The 13,475-nt window shown below is 73.3% G+C and carries 16 protein-coding genes; 11 read left to right on the top strand and 5 right to left on the bottom strand.

What is annotated here, in order from left to right; all coding sequences use genetic code 11:
* The first annotated feature begins 119 nt into the window (after positions 1-119).
* The gene (locus ABCS02_RS02110) at positions 120-674 is read left to right on the top strand and encodes a flavodoxin family protein (RefSeq protein ID WP_345833960.1); all 555 of its coding nucleotides are present in this window, start codon (positions 120-122) and stop codon (positions 672-674) included.
* A gap of 17 nt (positions 675-691) precedes the next feature.
* Here the strand turns inward: ABCS02_RS02110 and ABCS02_RS02105 are convergent, their stop codons facing one another.
* The 3 genes from ABCS02_RS02105 to ABCS02_RS02095 are packed head-to-tail and all read right to left on the bottom strand — an operon-like array spanning position 692 to position 2,490.
* On the bottom strand, positions 692-1,150 hold the full coding sequence (locus ABCS02_RS02105; protein ID WP_345833959.1) for a universal stress protein: 459 nt from the start codon (positions 1,148-1,150) through the stop codon (positions 692-694).
* Between the two features lie 22 nt (positions 1,151-1,172).
* A complete protein-coding gene (locus ABCS02_RS02100; protein ID WP_345833958.1) occupies positions 1,173-1,592 on the bottom strand; it encodes a pyridoxamine 5'-phosphate oxidase family protein in 420 nt (139 codons plus the stop codon).
* The gene (locus ABCS02_RS02095; protein WP_345833957.1) at positions 1,579-2,490 is read right to left on the bottom strand and encodes a universal stress protein; all 912 of its coding nucleotides are present in this window, start codon (positions 2,488-2,490) and stop codon (positions 1,579-1,581) included. Before ABCS02_RS02095 ends, ABCS02_RS02100 begins: the two co-directional genes overlap by 14 nt.
* 129 nt (positions 2,491-2,619) lie before the next feature.
* On the opposite strand from ABCS02_RS02095, the gene ABCS02_RS02090 reads away from it, so the two are divergent.
* The 5 genes from ABCS02_RS02090 to ABCS02_RS02070 all read left to right on the top strand — a co-directional run bounded on the left by ABCS02_RS02090 (position 2,620) and on the right by ABCS02_RS02070 (position 7,294).
* Positions 2,620-3,621, top strand: coding sequence for a zinc-binding alcohol dehydrogenase family protein (locus tag ABCS02_RS02090; RefSeq protein WP_345833956.1), 1,002 nt, complete (start codon positions 2,620-2,622; stop codon positions 3,619-3,621).
* Between the two features lie 13 nt (positions 3,622-3,634).
* Positions 3,635-4,534: a universal stress protein gene (locus tag ABCS02_RS02085; protein WP_345833955.1), complete on the top strand. Its 900-nt coding sequence runs from the start codon at positions 3,635-3,637 to the stop codon at positions 4,532-4,534.
* A gap of 147 nt (positions 4,535-4,681) precedes the next feature.
* Positions 4,682-6,280 (top strand): GAF domain-containing protein, encoded by a 1,599-nt coding sequence (locus ABCS02_RS02080; RefSeq protein WP_345833954.1) that lies wholly within the window; start codon positions 4,682-4,684, stop codon positions 6,278-6,280.
* Positions 6,277-6,921, top strand: a complete 645-nt coding sequence (locus tag ABCS02_RS02075; protein ID WP_345833953.1) for a response regulator transcription factor — start codon at positions 6,277-6,279, stop codon at positions 6,919-6,921. Before ABCS02_RS02080 ends, ABCS02_RS02075 begins: the two co-directional genes overlap by 4 nt.
* Positions 6,922-6,991: 70 nt before the next feature.
* Positions 6,992-7,294: a DUF5652 family protein gene (locus ABCS02_RS02070; protein WP_345833952.1), complete on the top strand. Its 303-nt coding sequence runs from the start codon at positions 6,992-6,994 to the stop codon at positions 7,292-7,294.
* Between the two features lie 43 nt (positions 7,295-7,337).
* On the opposite strand, the gene ABCS02_RS02065 is transcribed toward ABCS02_RS02070, so the two are convergent.
* On the bottom strand, positions 7,338-8,990 hold the full coding sequence (locus ABCS02_RS02065; protein WP_345833951.1) for an FAD-dependent oxidoreductase: 1,653 nt from the start codon (positions 8,988-8,990) through the stop codon (positions 7,338-7,340).
* Positions 8,991-9,097: 107 nt separating this feature from the next.
* On the opposite strand from ABCS02_RS02065, the gene ABCS02_RS02060 reads away from it, so the two are divergent.
* Together ABCS02_RS02060 and ABCS02_RS02055 are read left to right on the top strand one after the other, a co-directional pair.
* Complete coding sequence (locus ABCS02_RS02060; protein ID WP_345833950.1) at positions 9,098-9,274, top strand: hypothetical protein; 177 nt, start codon at positions 9,098-9,100, stop codon at positions 9,272-9,274.
* A gap of 2 nt (positions 9,275-9,276) precedes the next feature.
* Entirely contained in the window at positions 9,277-9,543 is a 267-nt protein-coding gene (locus ABCS02_RS02055) for a metal-sensitive transcriptional regulator (RefSeq protein WP_345833949.1), read from the top strand.
* On the opposite strand, the gene ABCS02_RS02050 is transcribed toward ABCS02_RS02055, so the two are convergent.
* A complete protein-coding gene (locus tag ABCS02_RS02050; protein ID WP_345833948.1) occupies positions 9,527-10,672 on the bottom strand; it encodes a cation:proton antiporter in 1,146 nt (381 codons plus the stop codon). The genes ABCS02_RS02055 and ABCS02_RS02050 overlap by 17 nt on opposite strands.
* A 140-nt stretch (positions 10,673-10,812) precedes the next feature.
* Between ABCS02_RS02050 and ABCS02_RS02045 the strand changes: the two genes are divergently transcribed.
* The 3 genes from ABCS02_RS02045 to ABCS02_RS02035 are packed head-to-tail and all read left to right on the top strand — an operon-like array spanning position 10,813 to position 13,444.
* A complete protein-coding gene (locus ABCS02_RS02045; RefSeq protein ID WP_345833947.1) occupies positions 10,813-12,198 on the top strand; it encodes a ferric reductase-like transmembrane domain-containing protein in 1,386 nt (461 codons plus the stop codon).
* Positions 12,195-12,689, top strand: a complete 495-nt coding sequence (locus tag ABCS02_RS02040; RefSeq protein ID WP_345833946.1) for an FMN-binding protein — start codon at positions 12,195-12,197, stop codon at positions 12,687-12,689. Before ABCS02_RS02045 ends, ABCS02_RS02040 begins: the two co-directional genes overlap by 4 nt.
* Positions 12,686-13,444, top strand: a complete 759-nt coding sequence (locus tag ABCS02_RS02035) for an FAD:protein FMN transferase (RefSeq protein WP_345833945.1) — start codon at positions 12,686-12,688, stop codon at positions 13,442-13,444. The genes ABCS02_RS02040 and ABCS02_RS02035 overlap by 4 nt, the downstream gene beginning before the upstream one ends.
* Positions 13,445-13,475 lie beyond the last annotated feature (31 nt).

Genomic DNA, 13,475 nt, shown 5'->3' with positions numbered 1-13,475 from the left:
CCTCCAGCCCTCGATGAACGCGACGAGTCTCGCGGCCCGGGCCTGCGGCGCCCAGTGCCGAAAGTCCCGCGTGACCTTCGGCCCTCCCCGCTGCGCGCGACCCGCGCCAGGGTGGCGGCATGAACGACACCACACCGGCCGCCCGCGCGGCCATCGTCTACGAGTCCATGTTCGGGAGCACCCGCCGGGTCGCGGAGGCCATCGCGGACGGGCTGCGACCGTTCGCGTCGGTGACCGTCCTGAAGGTCAAGGACGCGCCGGAGGCGTTCCCGGACATCGACCTCCTCCTCATCGGCGCGCCCACGCACGTGCACTCCCTGAGCCGGCCGTCCACCCGCGTGGAGGCGGCGAAGTGGGGAGACGACCCCGAGCGCCGGCTCACCCTCGAACCCGACGCCGAGGGCATCGGCGTGCGCGAGTGGCTGGAGACCTGCGGCGACGTGCCTGCGCGGTTCGCCGCGTTCGACACCCGCGCCGACATGACGGAGCTCTTCAGCGGCTCGGCCGCCGCGGCGATCGACAAGCGGCTGCGCAAGCTCGGCTCCCACCGCCTGCTCGCCAAGCACAGCTTCCTGGTCGACAAGGACAGCGTGCTGGAGGCCGGGCAGCTCGATGACGCCCGCGACTGGGGCCGCACGATCGGCGCGGCGATGGGGACTCCCGCCGCGGTCTGAGGCGGCCCCCGATCAGCTCACGACCCGTGGATCACGAGCACCGGGCAGTCCGCGTGCTCGACCACGGACCGCGACACCGAGCCGAGCAGCAGCCCGGTGAACCCGCCGAGTCCGCGGCTGCCCACGATCAGCATCTCGGCGTCCTCCGCCTCGGCGATCAGCTGGCGCGCGGCCGACCCCGAACGGACGACGGTCGAGTACCAGGGCGGCAGGGTGTCGCCGAAGACCTCGCGCGAGGCCTCCTCGGCGATGCTGTGCGCGTCCCGCTCGGGATCCCAGCCGCCCATGACGTAGCCGGGCCAGGACGGCGGGTACTCCCACACCGTCACGCCGACCAGGCTGCAGCCCAGCCGCTCGGCCATCCGCGCGCCGCGGCGCAGTGCGGACAGCGACTCGGCGGAGCCGTCCAGGCCGACGACGATGCGGCCGCCGGGGTGGATGCGGTCCTCGGACTCTTCGCGGGGCGCGTCGCTCATGATGCTTCCTTCCGTGTGCGGTTCACCAGCGCTCGGGCTCCGGCTCGCGCCGGAACCGCCGGCCCGTCATCGTCTCGATGTCGATGTGGACGTAGCGGTACTTGAGGGTCGGGATCCACGGCTTCAGCGGAGCCTTGTCGGCCTCGTCGATCTCCGCCTGATGGTCGAGCTGCCTGGCATGGCCGTGGACGACGACGCTCCATGCCTCCGCGTCGGTCCAGCCGTCGGTCTCGAACGCCACCGTGTCGTGCACGGTCAGCTCCAGCAGCTTGGTGCCGGGGGCGGTCCGGATCAGGATGCTCGACCCGTCGGAGTAGAAGTTGACCGGGTAGATGTCGGGCTCGCCGCCCACGGCCGTCGCCAGCCTCCCGACCGTCGCGCCCTTCAGCACCTCGCGGCACTCGTCGCGGTCCAGCACGTGGACCGGGTCATCCGATGACATGGCTCTCTCCTTCCGTCTTCGGCTGCTCCGCCCGCGCTCCGGCGGCCGGGGCGTGCACCACGATCGTCGGCGAGGACAGGTTGAGCAGCACGTCGTAGGCGACAGCGCCGAGGCTGCCGAGCTGCGCGTGCGCCCGGCGCGAGTCCCCGATCACGAGGAGCTCCGCGCTGCGGGCCAGTTCGTTGAGGGCGGCGCCCGCGGGCCGGCGCACCACGCGGCTGCGGATGACGATGCCGGGCTGCCGCGCCCGCGCCCGCGAGACGGCCGCCGCGAGGAAGCCACGCGCCTCGTCGTCGCGCCGGAGCTGCCAGTCGCGCCGCTCGTCGGTATAGTCCGGGTCGAAGGGGATGTGTGCCTCCGACGAGCGGACGGTCATCAGCTCGCAGTGGTGGTCGCAGGCCAGGTCCGCCGCCAGGTCGACCGCCGCCTCCCCGGCCGGCGTGTCGTCCACGCCGACGATCACCCCGCGCCGCATCCGCGACGCCGCCTCCGGGACGATCGCGACCGGCCCCGTGGCGAGGTTCGCGAGCTGGAGGCTGCGCGAGCCGAACGCGCGCCCGTAGTGGAAGCCGGTCTTGTGGGTGCCGACGACGATCATCGTCCCCTGGTCGCTGAACGAGGCGAGCTCCGCCATCGGGCTGCCGGTGCGGACCTCGCCGTGGATCGGCACGTCCGCCCCGAGGGACCGCGCGTAGGCGACCTCCTCCCCCAGCCGCTTCTCCGCGTCCTGGTCGACCTCGTCGATGAGCAGCGCCCCCACGGCGCCCCACTCGTCGTCGGCGACGTGGACGAGCGTCACACCGAGCCCCCGATCGCGGGCCCCCGCGACCGCCCACCGGATGGCTGCACGGGCCGGGACCGAACCGTCGACGCCGACGATGTACCTGCGGATCTCCATGAGGGGCACCTCCGCCTGCAGTCTGCTCACCCGGCACGGCGGCTCGAAGGGCCATAGGTCCCGTGGGACCTTCGGCCCACCCGGCGCACAGCGGCGGCGCTTGACTCGCTGACGGAACGGAGGCGCACGATGCCGGTGATGAGAGCGTGGCGCACCACGGGGACGAGCGGCGGGCTCGAAGCGGTCGAGGCCACGGTGCCGGAGCCGGAGGCGGACGAGGTGCTGGTCGAGGTGGAGGTGTGCGGGATCTGCCGCACCGACCTCCATGTGATCGACCACGAGATCCCCGTGCACCGGCCGCGGGTGACGCCGGGGCACCAGGCGATCGGCACGGTGGTCGACGTCGGCGAGGACGTGACGTCGCTGCAGCCGGGAGCCCGCGTCGGCGTCGCGTGGCTGCGGCGCACCTGCGGCGAGTGCGCCTTCTGCCGGCGGGGTGCGGAGAACCTCTGCCCGAACTCGGAGTACACCGGCTGGGACGCCGACGGCGGCTTCGCCGAGTACCTGGTGGCGCCGGCCGCGTACGTGTATCCGATCGCGGCGGACGCCGACGCGCTGGAGACCGCACCCCTGCTCTGCGCCGGGATCATCGGCTACCGGGCGCTCCAGCGGGCGCAGCTCCCGCCGGGCGGAACCCTCGGGATCTACGGCTTCGGGTCGAGCGCGCACGTGACCGCGCAGCTCGCGATGGCCGGCGGGGCACGGGTGTTCGCGATGACGCGCGGCGTGCAGAACCGCGAGCTCGCCCGGGAGCTCGGCGTCGACTTCTTCGGCGAGGAGGACGAGGAGCCGCCGGAGCCGCTGGACGCCGCGATCGTGTTCGCCCCGGCCGGCGGGCTCGTCCCGGTCGCGCTGCGGGCCACGGCGAGCGGCGGCACGGTGGTGCTCGCGGGCATCGAGATGTCCGACCTCCCGCCGCTGTCGTACACCGAGTCGTTGTTCCGCGAGCGCGACCTGCGCACGGTCACGGCGAACACCCGGGAGGACGGCGCGCGCTTCCTCGCGCTCGCGCGCAACCTCCGGCTGCGGCCGACGGTGACGGCGGTGCCGTTCGACGGGCTGGCGGGCGCGATCGACGATCTGCGGCGGGGCAGGACCGGCGGCTCGCTGGTGCTGCGCGTCGCCTCGTGAAAGGGAGAGGACGATGACCGACCGGACGGTGGTCTGCTGGGACGGCTCGACGGGAGCGGAGGCGGCGCTCGCCTGGGCGCTCCGCCGCGCGCGCGACGAGGGCTCGACGGTCGAGCTCTTCGACGTGGTCAACGTCGGCACATTCCTGGGCGACGACGCGGCGCTCGACCGGGCGACCGAGCAGGAGGAGGACCGGCTCGACTCCCGGGTGGAGGAGCTCGCGGCCTCCCATCCCGGCCTCGTGTCCGGAGCGGAGCTGCTGGTCGGTGATCCGCTCGAGGTGCTGACCGCCCAGACCCGGGCCGACACCCTCGTCGTGGTCGGCACCCGGCACCGGGTCGGGCCGCGCGTCCGCTACGGCTGGTCGCTCGGATCGCGGCTCGCGACCGCGGCGGCAGGCCCCGTGGCCGTGATCCCGGTCGAGGAAGGGGAGGCCGCGGCGGCACGGACGGGCGTGGTGGTGGGGGTGGACGGCTCCGCGGTGGGCCGGCTCGCCCTGGAGTACGCCGCCCGCGAGGCCGAGGACCTGCGCCAGCCGCTGACCGTCGTGCACTGCTGGGTGGCGCCGCTGTCCGAGCAGCCGCTGGTCGTCCCCGACGACCAGTTCGTCACCTCGCAGGAGAGCGAACGGCAGGACCTGCTCGACGACCACGTGCGCACTGTGAGAGCTGCACACCCCGGCCTCGTCGTGCACGCGGCCCTGCTCCGGCAGAACCCGATCTCGGGCCTCCGCATCCAATCGGAGCACGCGTCGCTGCTCGTCGTCGGCAGCAGGCGGCTCACCGGCTGGAAGCGCACCTGGCTGGGCTCGGTCTCCCATGGTCTCATCCTCGACCTCGCCGCTCCCACCGTCGTGGTCGGTCAGGACACGCAGGTGTACGCGGCACCGCGGGAAGCTACACTCGGCGCGTGAGGGCACGCGCCGCTCCCGGACAGCGGCCCGCTGCCCGCTGCCGAGAGGAGGCGCACCATCCCGAGCGATGAGCCCATCACCTTCCCCGACGCGCCGCGGGCCGAACTGGACCGCGCCCTCGCCGAGCTGGTGGAGCAGGCGCGCAAGGTGCTGGACACCCAGGGCAGGCTGCGCGCGCTCGTCCGGGCGAACCGGGCGGTGGTGTCGCACCTGGAGCTGCCGGTGGTGCTCCGGACGATCATCGAGTCCGCCGTCGAGCTGGTCGGCGCGCGGTACGGCGCACTCGGGGTGATCGCCGAGGGCGGAGGCCTGGAGCAGTTCATCCACGTCGGGATGTCGGACGACGTGGTGGCACGGATCGGACACCTGCCGGAGGGCCACGGGCTCCTCGGCGCCCTCATCGACGATCCGCGTCCGATCCGGCTCGACTCGATCGCCGACGACCCGCGGTCCTCCGGCTTCCCGGATGGCCACCCGCCGATGACGGCGTTCCTCGGCGTCCCGATCGCGGTGCGCGACGCCGTGTACGGCAACCTCTACCTGACCGACCCGGTCGCCGGCGGCTTCACCGAGGACGACGAGCAGCTCGTCAAAGCGCTGGCCGCCAACGCGGGCTTCGCGATCGACAACGCGCGGCTGTTCGCCGAGACCGTCGCCCGGCAGGCCTGGAGCGCGTCCGCCGCCGAGCTGACGGCCGGCATCCTGGGGAGCGACGCGGAGCAGTCGCACGAGGAGCTGGCGACCCGCACGGCGACGCTGGTCGGCGCCGGCGCGGTGCTCGTCCTCAGCGTCGACGCGCACGACGGCGCGTTCCGCGTGCTCGGAGCGAGCGGCGCCGCCGGCGACCCCGACCCGACGGCGACCAGCCGGATCCGCAGCGCGATCGAGGGGGCGCAGCCCACGCGGCTCGACGAGCTGACCGGCATCCTGCTCCCCGACGGGCGCGAATCGGGACCCGCGCTCGTCATCCCGTTCGACGGGAAGACGGGCGACCCCGAGGTGCTGATCGCCGTCCGCGCGGCCGGCGATCCCGCCTTCTCGGCATTCGAGCTGGAGCGGACGGTGACGTTCTCGCGCCAGGCCGCCCTGGCGATGGAGCTCGCGGAGGCGCGGGCCGACCGCGAGCGGGTGGTGCTCCTGGAGGACCGGGCCCGCATCGCCCGCGACCTCCACGACCACGTCATCCAGCAGCTGTTCGGCGCCGGACTGGAGCTGCAGAGCGTCCAGTCGGCGCTCGGCCCCGGGCTGCTGGCCGACCGGATCGACGGCACCGTGAAGTCGTTGGACGACGCGATCGCGCAGATCCGCACGGCGATCTTCTCCCTGTCGCGCCAGCAGGGACCCGCCGAGAGCCTCCGGCACCGGGTGCTCGACATCGTCCAGGAGGTCGGCGAGGCCCTGCCCCGGCCGGCGACGGTCTCCTTCTCCGGCCCCGTCGACCTGGTGTCGGACGCCGCGCTCGCCGACGACGTCGCGGCGTTCGTGCGCGAGGGCCTGACGAACGTGGTCCGGCACGCGGGAGCCGGTACCGCCACGGTCGAGGTGGTGGCGTCCGCGGACGAGCTCACGGTCGACGTGGTGGACGACGGCGCCGGGATGGGCGAGACGAGCAGGCGCAGCGGGCTCGCCAACCTGTCCGAGCGCGCGGAGCGCCGCGCCGGCGCGCTGGACGTCGAGTCGACCCCGCAGGGGACGCGGCTGCGGCTCCGGCTGCCCGTGACCGTCTCCGTCGAGGGCGCGCGATGAGCCCGCCCCCGATCCGCGTCTTCCTCGCGGACGACCACGAGATCGTCCGCCGCGGTGTGGCCGCGCTGATCGACGGGCAGGACGACATGGAGGTCGTGGGCGAGGCGGCGACGGCCGCCCAGGCGCGCGCCAGGATCCTCGCCGTGCGGCCCGACGTCGCCGTGCTCGACGTCCGGCTGCCCGACGGCAGCGGCATCGACGTCTGCCGGGCCGTCAAGCAGGCGGAGCCGGGCATCCGCTGCCTGATGCTCACCGCGTACGACGACGAGGACGCCCTGCGCAGCGCGATCATCGCCGGCGCCGACGGCTACGTGGTCAAGGACATCCGCGCGAGCACGCTGCTGGACGACGTCCGGGCGGCCCACCGCGGCAAGCACCTCATCGACCCGCGCGTCGCGTCGCGCGTCTCTGCGACCCTGCGCGAACCCGCCGACGACCCGCGGTTCGCCTCGCTCGGCCTCCGGGAGCGCCAGGTGCTCGCGCTCATCGCCGACGGGCGCACCAACCGCCAGATCGCCGAGCGACTGGGGCTGGCCGAGAAGACGGTGAAGAACTACGTGAGCTCGCTGCTGGCGAAGCTGGGGCTGGAGCGGCGCACGCAGGCGGCGGTGCTGCATCTGGAGCGGCGCGGGCGGGGGTGAGTTGGGCGGAGGCGAGGCGACCCTTGTTCGACCCTTGCCGTGCCGCGGGCGCGCGCGGTCTGATGGCCGCATGAGAAACCACTACGAAGCGTCCCGCATGGGGATGCACGACGTGCCGCCCGCGGGCCGCGTCCTCGTCGTCGCGGTCGTCGCCTGGAGCCTCGCCTGGAAGGGCGCGTCGCTCTGGCGCGCCGCCCGGAACGGCAGCAAGCCGTGGTTCGTCACGCTGCTGCTGACCAACACGCTCGGCGTCCTCGACGCCGTCTACCTGTTCGGGGTGGACCGCCGCCACGGCAGGGAGGAGCTGGAGGAGGTCGCGATCCTGGAGGTCACCGGCGAGCCGGAGCAGGAAGGCCACACGCAGGAGACCTGAGCCGCCGCGGGACCTTCGGGTCCCCCGCCGACTTCACGTTGCCTTATGCGGCTACGGCCTCCCGCTCCCGAATCGCCGCGCCCGCCGCCCAGGTGCGATATCCCCCGTCCAGGTTCACGACGTCCCACCCGTGCTGGCTGAGGATGCGCGCCGCGGTGTGCCCGCGCTGCCCCACCTGGCAGTGCACGACGACGGGCCCGGCCGGCAGCTCGGCGAGCCGGTCGCGCAGGTCGTCCACGGGGATGTTGACCGCGCCGGGGATCGCGCCGGCCGCGTGCTCGCCCGCAGTGCGGACGTCCACCAGGGTGGCGCCCGCCGTCAGCGCCGCGTCGAGCTCGTGCCACTGGATGGCGCTGGTCGTGCCGGTGCGGAGGTTGTCGGCCACGTAGCCGAGCTGGTTCACCGGGTCCTTCGCCGAGCCGAACTGGGGCGCGTACGCGAGCTCCAGGCGCGCGAGCCCGGAGGCGGTGATGCCGCCCGCCATCGCCACCGCGATGACGTCGATGCGCTTGTCCACGCCCTCCCCGCCGACGAGCTGCGCGCCGAGGATCGCGTCGCTCGCCGGGTCGACCAACAGCTTCATCGACATCGGCTGCGCGCCCGGGTAGTAGGTCGCGTGCGAGGTCGGGTGGGTGTGGATGACGCGGTGCCCGCGGCCGGCCGACACCAGCTGCCGCTCGCTCCAGCCGACCTTCGCGGCGACGGAGTCGAACACCTTCACGATCGCGGTGCCGAGCGCGGGCGTGTTGCGCTCGTCGTGGCCGGCGATCACGTCGGCGACGGAGCGGCCGTGCCGGTTGGCCAGCCCGGCCATCGTGACGAGAGCCTCCTCGCCGGACAGCGCGTCGATCTTCTCGACCCCGTCGCCGACCGCGTAGATGTGCGGGTCGCTGGTGCGGTTGCGCGCGTCGACCGCGATGCCGCCGGTCGGGCCGAGTGCGATACCGGCGGTCCGCGCGAGGTCCACGCTCGGCACCACGCCGGACGCGTCGACGAGGAAGTCGGGGCGCAGCGCGCTGCCGTCGTCGAGGAGGACCACCCCATCCTCGACCGTGTCGATCGTGACGCCGGTGCGCACGTCGACGCCGTGGCTGCGGAGCTGCGCCTCCAGCGGCGCCACCATCTCGGGATCGAGCGGGCTCAGGAGGTGCGACCCGCGCTGCACCACAGTCACGTGGAGGCCGCGCCGCACCAGGTTCTCCACCGCCTCCAGGCCGATGAATCCGCCGCCGACGACCAGCGCCGACGTGTTGTCGGCCGCGGCGTCCACCAGCCGGCCGATCGCGTCCACGTCGTCCACCGTGCGCAGCGTGTGCGTCGGGATGCCGGAATGCCCTGCCGCCTCCCGGGCGGAGGCGCCGACCGCGAGGATCAGCTCGTCGTAGCCCTCGGTGGACGTCTCGCCGGTCCCGAGGTCCAGCACGGTGACGGTGCGCCCGGCGGCGTCGACGTCCAGCACCTCGTGACCGGTGCGGACGTCCAGCCGGAACCGGGAGGCCAGCGACTGCGGCGTCTGCAGCAGCAGCGACGAGCGGTCGCGGATCACGCCGCCGACGTAGTACGGGAGGCCGCAGTTCGCGTAGGAGACGTACGGGCCGCGCTCGAACACGACGATGTCGCGCGCCTCGTCCAGCCGGCGCAGCCGGGTCGCGGCCGACATGCCTCCGGCGACGCCGCCGACGATGATCGTTCTCACTGGGATGGTCCTTCCTCCGTGCACGGGCAGGGGTGGATTGCGGATACCCCCGCCGGTATCGTACTATACCTCCAGGGGTATCCCGAATCCCCGAGAGAGGACCTCCCATGTGTTATCCCGTCACCTGCTCGACCTGCGGCAAGACGACCTGGAACGGCTGCGGCCAGCATGTCGGCGACGTGCGCAAGAACGTCCCGGCGGCGCAGTGGTGCGACGGCCACGCCGACCAGGCCACGACTGCGACCGGCGCCGGCGTCCTCGGCCGCCTGTTCGGGCGGAGCTGACCGTGGACCGCGCCCCCGCCGACATCAAGCCCGTGCTGAACCGGCTCCGCCGCGCACAGGGTCAGCTGAACGCAGTGATCGCCGCCGTCGAGAACGGCGGCAAGTGCCGGGATGTCGTGATCCAACTCGCCGCGGTCTCCAGCGCGCTCGACAAGGCCGGCTTCCAGATCATCGCCACCGCGATGGAGAAGTGCCTGAACGACCCGGACGACACCACCGATCCGATGACCGTCGAGGAGCTGGAGAAGCTCTTCATGACGCTGGCGTAGCCCGGACGGTCCGCCGCACCACCGCCGCCACCGAGACGGCCGACGTCGCCAGGCTGATCAGCGCGCCGAGCAGGATCGCCCCGCCCTCCCCCGGCGCCAGCGTGTGCGTCTGGAGGCCGAGCGTCACGGCCGCGACGGGCACCCCGAGCTGACCGGCGGAGGCGACGGCCTGCGCCCACGGGAGCCCGGCGATCCGCGAGGCCAGGTGCGCCAGCACCGCCCCGACGCCGAGCGCGACGCCGAGCAGGATCATCGCCGGGTGCGCGAGGAGGGCACGCAGATCGAGAGAGGCGCCGAGCCAGACGAAGAAGAGCGGCCCGAAGAAGCCCTCCGTCATCCCGAAGAGCTGCCGCGCCAGCCGGTGCGGCTCGCCCACCGCCGACAGCACCAGCCCGAGCGCGAAGCCGGCGATCATGATGGAGAGCTGCGCGAACTGGGCGATGGCCGCGAAGGCGAACAGCACCAGCAGGCTGAGCCGCAGCTCCAGCGCGAACCGGCGGCGCTCCGAGTACGCGTGCAGCACCCGGCGCCGGCCGGAGCGGACCCAGCGGGTCAGCGCCACCCACAGCCCGACGGAGAGCGCGGCGATGACCAGCACCCCGATCCCGGCGGTCAGCGCCCTCCCCGGCACGACGACCAGCGGCAGGAGGACGACGCACACGACATCCGCGACCGCGATCTGCGCGACGAGCTGGGCGGCCGAGCGCTTGTCCACGTTCACGGACTGCAGCATCGGCAGCACGAGCGCCGCAGACGACGAGGCCAGCAGCACCCCGTAGAGCAGGCCGTTGCCGGAGTGCGCCACGGCGGCGAGCACCGCGGCCAGCACCGCGGAGGCCGCGCCGACCAGTCCCGCGCCGAGCGCACCGCGGGCGAGCGCGGCCCGGACCTCGGGATCGCGCACCGGCACGTGCGAGCCGACCACGACCATCGTCAGCCCGAACCCGATGGAGGCCAGCAGCGTGAAGTCGTCGTTCGCCGGGTCGACCAGCCGGAACCCGGAGACGCCGATCAGGAGGCCGCCGAGCAGCTCCCCCGCCACCACAGGCACGCGCCAGATCGAGCGCGCGGCCGCCAGCGGGCCGAGCAGTCCCACGGCCACCACCAGCGCCAGGAGGGCGAAGCTCATGCGGAAACCGTAGTCGCCCCCGGCGGGCGACCGGCGGCGACACCGCCGTCACGGCGCGCCGCCCCACTCCATAGCCGATCCTTAGGCCGTTCTCAGCCGACGTAAGAATCCACAAAGATTCGACCAGCATCGTTGGAGGCATGACAGAGACCTGGGCCGCGACGACGGCACCCGCGCGGCGGCCCCGTGCCCGCCGCGGCGCCGCGACCCGGCACCGGCGCGGCGCGCTCACCGTGCGCGTCCTGCTCGGCGCCAGCGTCATCGCTGTTCTCGGGATGTGGTGGTTCAGCGTCCCCGCGAACTTCGCCTCCACGCCCGCCAACGCGATCACCTCGCTCGGCGAGCTGAGCGGCCTGGTCGGCGCCCTGCTGGTCTGCTACCAGGTGCTGCTGATCGCCCGGGTGCCGTGGTTCGAGAACGCGGTCGGGCTGGACAAGCTGGTCTCCTGGCACCGATCGCTCGGCGCCTCCGTCATCTTCCTCATCGTCGCGCACGTCGTCTTCATCGTGCTGGGCAGCGAGGTCATCGACAAGAGCACGCCCTGGGACGAGTTCTGGACCGTGTACTACTCGTATCCGGACATGCTGCCCGCTCTCGTCGGGACCGTCGCGTTCCTGGCGGTCGGGCTCTCCAGCGCGCGACTCATCCGGACGAAGCTGTCGTACGAGGTCTGGTACTGGCTGCACCTCACGACCTACGTCGCGATCTTCCTCACCTTCCTCCACCAGCTGAGCGCCGGTGTGCACTTCGTCGGGAACCCGGTCAACCGCGTCCTCTGGATCGGCCTCTACCTCGCCACCGCCTCTGCGGTGCTGACCTGGCGCTTCATCCTGCCGACGATGGACGCCTGGAAGGGCCGGATGCGCGTCGTCGCGGTCGTCCCGGAGGGCCACGGACTCAACAGCGTCTGGCTGGAGGGGCCGCACGTCGACCGGCTCGGCGTCCGCGCGGGCAACTTCCTGCTGTTCCGCTTCTTCGCCTGGGGCCACCTCGGCACGGCGCACCCGTACTCGGTGTCGGCGGTGCCGGCGAACGGGCGGCTGCGCATCACCGTCGGCACGCTCGGGGACCATTCCAGCCGGCTGACCGCGCTGAAGCCGGGAACGCTCGTCTTCGCCGAAGGACCATTCGGGCACTTCACAGCCGACCGGGCCAGCCGCGGCAAGCTGCTCCTGATCGCCGGAGGCGCGGGCATCGGCCCGATCCGGGCGCTCGCGGAGGAGCTGGTCTACCGCGGCGGCCGTCCGGTCGTCCTGTACCGGGTCAGCGCGCCGGAGCAGCTCGCGCTCCTGGGCGAGCTGCAGGCGATGGAGGGCGTCACCGTGATCCCACTCGTCGGCCGACGCGCCCAGCTCGGCTACGACCCGCTCGGCCCCGGCCACCTGGTCCGGATCATCCCCGACCTCCACAATTGGGAGGCGTTCATCTGCGGGCCGGAGGGCATGGCCGAGCAAGTGGAGTCCTCGCTGCGCGAGCTGCGGATGCCCAAGCGTTTCATCCACCGAGAAGAACTGAGCATGTCATGAACAACAAGTCCTGGCGCGGGACCGTGCTGTTCACCATCATCCTGGTGGTGATGGGCGCCACCGTCGGCCTCAAGCTGTACGGGGTCGGCGAGCAGACCACCGCGGCGTCGTCGGTCCACGCGACCACGACCGCGCCGCCGGCCACTCCCACGCCCACCGCGAGCAGCACGCCGACCACGACCCCCACCTCGTCCGCCGCCGCTCCCGCCCCCGCCGCCACCACGAAGACCGTGACGGGGACCGCCGTGGACACCCGCTACGGCCCCGTCCAGGTGAAGGTCACGTTCGAGGGCACCAAGATCACCGCCATCGACGCCATCCAGTACCCGACGGAGAGCGGCCGCGATCAGGAGATCAACTCGCAGGCCATCCCGATGCTGCAGCAGGAGGCGATGTCCTCGCAGTCGGCGAAGATCGACACCATCTCGGGCGCCACCTACACGTCGGAGGGCTACATCCAGTCGCTGCAGTCGGCCATCGACCAGCGATGAGGTTCCTGGAGACGGTCATGGGCATCCCGATGTCGATCGACATCCGGGAGGCCGAGGAGAACGTCGCGGCGGCGGCGGCCGAGCGCGCGTTCCGGGTGCTCCGGGACGCCGACGCGCGCTTCTCCGCGTACCGTCCCGACAGCGAGCTCAGCCGGGTGAACGCCCGCGGCGGCGACGCGTCCGGGGCGAGCGACGACTTCGCGGAGGTCGTCGGGCTCGGCTCGGCGATGGCGGAGGCCTCGGGCGGCGCGTTCCGCATCCGGCGGCCGGACGGCGCCTGGGACCTCGACGGCGTCGTGAAGGGCTGGGCGGCCGACCGCGCGGCGCGCTCGCTCTCGCTGGGCGGCCTCCGGGACTTCTGCCTCAACGCGGGCGGCGACGTCGCGGTCTCCGGCAGCCCGGGCGAGGGCCGGCCGTGGAACGTGGGCGTGCGCTCCCCGGAGAACGCCGCGGAGATGCTGGCGGTGCTGGAGGTCCGGGACGGCGGCGTGGCGACCTCCGGCGCCTACGAGCGCGGCGCGCACATCGTGGACGGCCGCACGGACGGCGCGGCGACCGGGCTGCGCAGCGCGACCGTGGTGGCCGCCGACCTCACGACGGCCGATCTCCTGGCGACGGCCGTGTTCGCGCTCGGCGAGGACGGCATCCGCTGGGCCATCGGCAACGGCGCGCGCGGTGTGCTCGCCGTCGACGCGTCCGGCCGGCTCCTCGGGCTCGGCGAGCTGGCCTTCGCCGGAGCGGAGGAGCCGCGGTGAGCGGCGACGGGCTGGCGGGCGACCCCTCCTA

The organism is Microbacterium sp. X-17 (assembly GCF_039615055.1).
The sequence above is the reverse complement of the archived record's forward strand: the minus strand, read 5'-3'. Positions and strand labels throughout refer to the sequence as shown.

Coding starts and splice junctions, on each gene's coding strand:
- ABCS02_RS02045 (WP_345833947.1), top strand. CDS start 10,813: ATGACAGAGACCTGGGCCGCGACGACGGCACCCGCGCGGCGGCCCCGT.
- ABCS02_RS02095 (WP_345833957.1), bottom strand. CDS start 2,490: ATGGAGATCCGCAGGTACATCGTCGGCGTCGACGGTTCGGTCCCGGCC.
- ABCS02_RS02070 (WP_345833952.1), top strand. CDS start 6,992: ATGAGAAACCACTACGAAGCGTCCCGCATGGGGATGCACGACGTGCCG.
- ABCS02_RS02050 (WP_345833948.1), bottom strand. CDS start 10,672: ATGAGCTTCGCCCTCCTGGCGCTGGTGGTGGCCGTGGGACTGCTCGGC.
- ABCS02_RS02110 (WP_345833960.1), top strand. CDS start 120: ATGAACGACACCACACCGGCCGCCCGCGCGGCCATCGTCTACGAGTCC.
- ABCS02_RS02035 (WP_345833945.1), top strand. CDS start 12,686: ATGAGGTTCCTGGAGACGGTCATGGGCATCCCGATGTCGATCGACATC.
- ABCS02_RS02075 (WP_345833953.1), top strand. CDS start 6,277: ATGAGCCCGCCCCCGATCCGCGTCTTCCTCGCGGACGACCACGAGATC.
- ABCS02_RS02085 (WP_345833955.1), top strand. CDS start 3,635: ATGACCGACCGGACGGTGGTCTGCTGGGACGGCTCGACGGGAGCGGAG.
- ABCS02_RS02040 (WP_345833946.1), top strand. CDS start 12,195: ATGAACAACAAGTCCTGGCGCGGGACCGTGCTGTTCACCATCATCCTG.
- ABCS02_RS02090 (WP_345833956.1), top strand. CDS start 2,620: ATGCCGGTGATGAGAGCGTGGCGCACCACGGGGACGAGCGGCGGGCTC.
- ABCS02_RS02060 (WP_345833950.1), top strand. CDS start 9,098: ATGTGTTATCCCGTCACCTGCTCGACCTGCGGCAAGACGACCTGGAAC.
- ABCS02_RS02100 (WP_345833958.1), bottom strand. CDS start 1,592: ATGTCATCGGATGACCCGGTCCACGTGCTGGACCGCGACGAGTGCCGC.
- ABCS02_RS02105 (WP_345833959.1), bottom strand. CDS start 1,150: ATGAGCGACGCGCCCCGCGAAGAGTCCGAGGACCGCATCCACCCCGGC.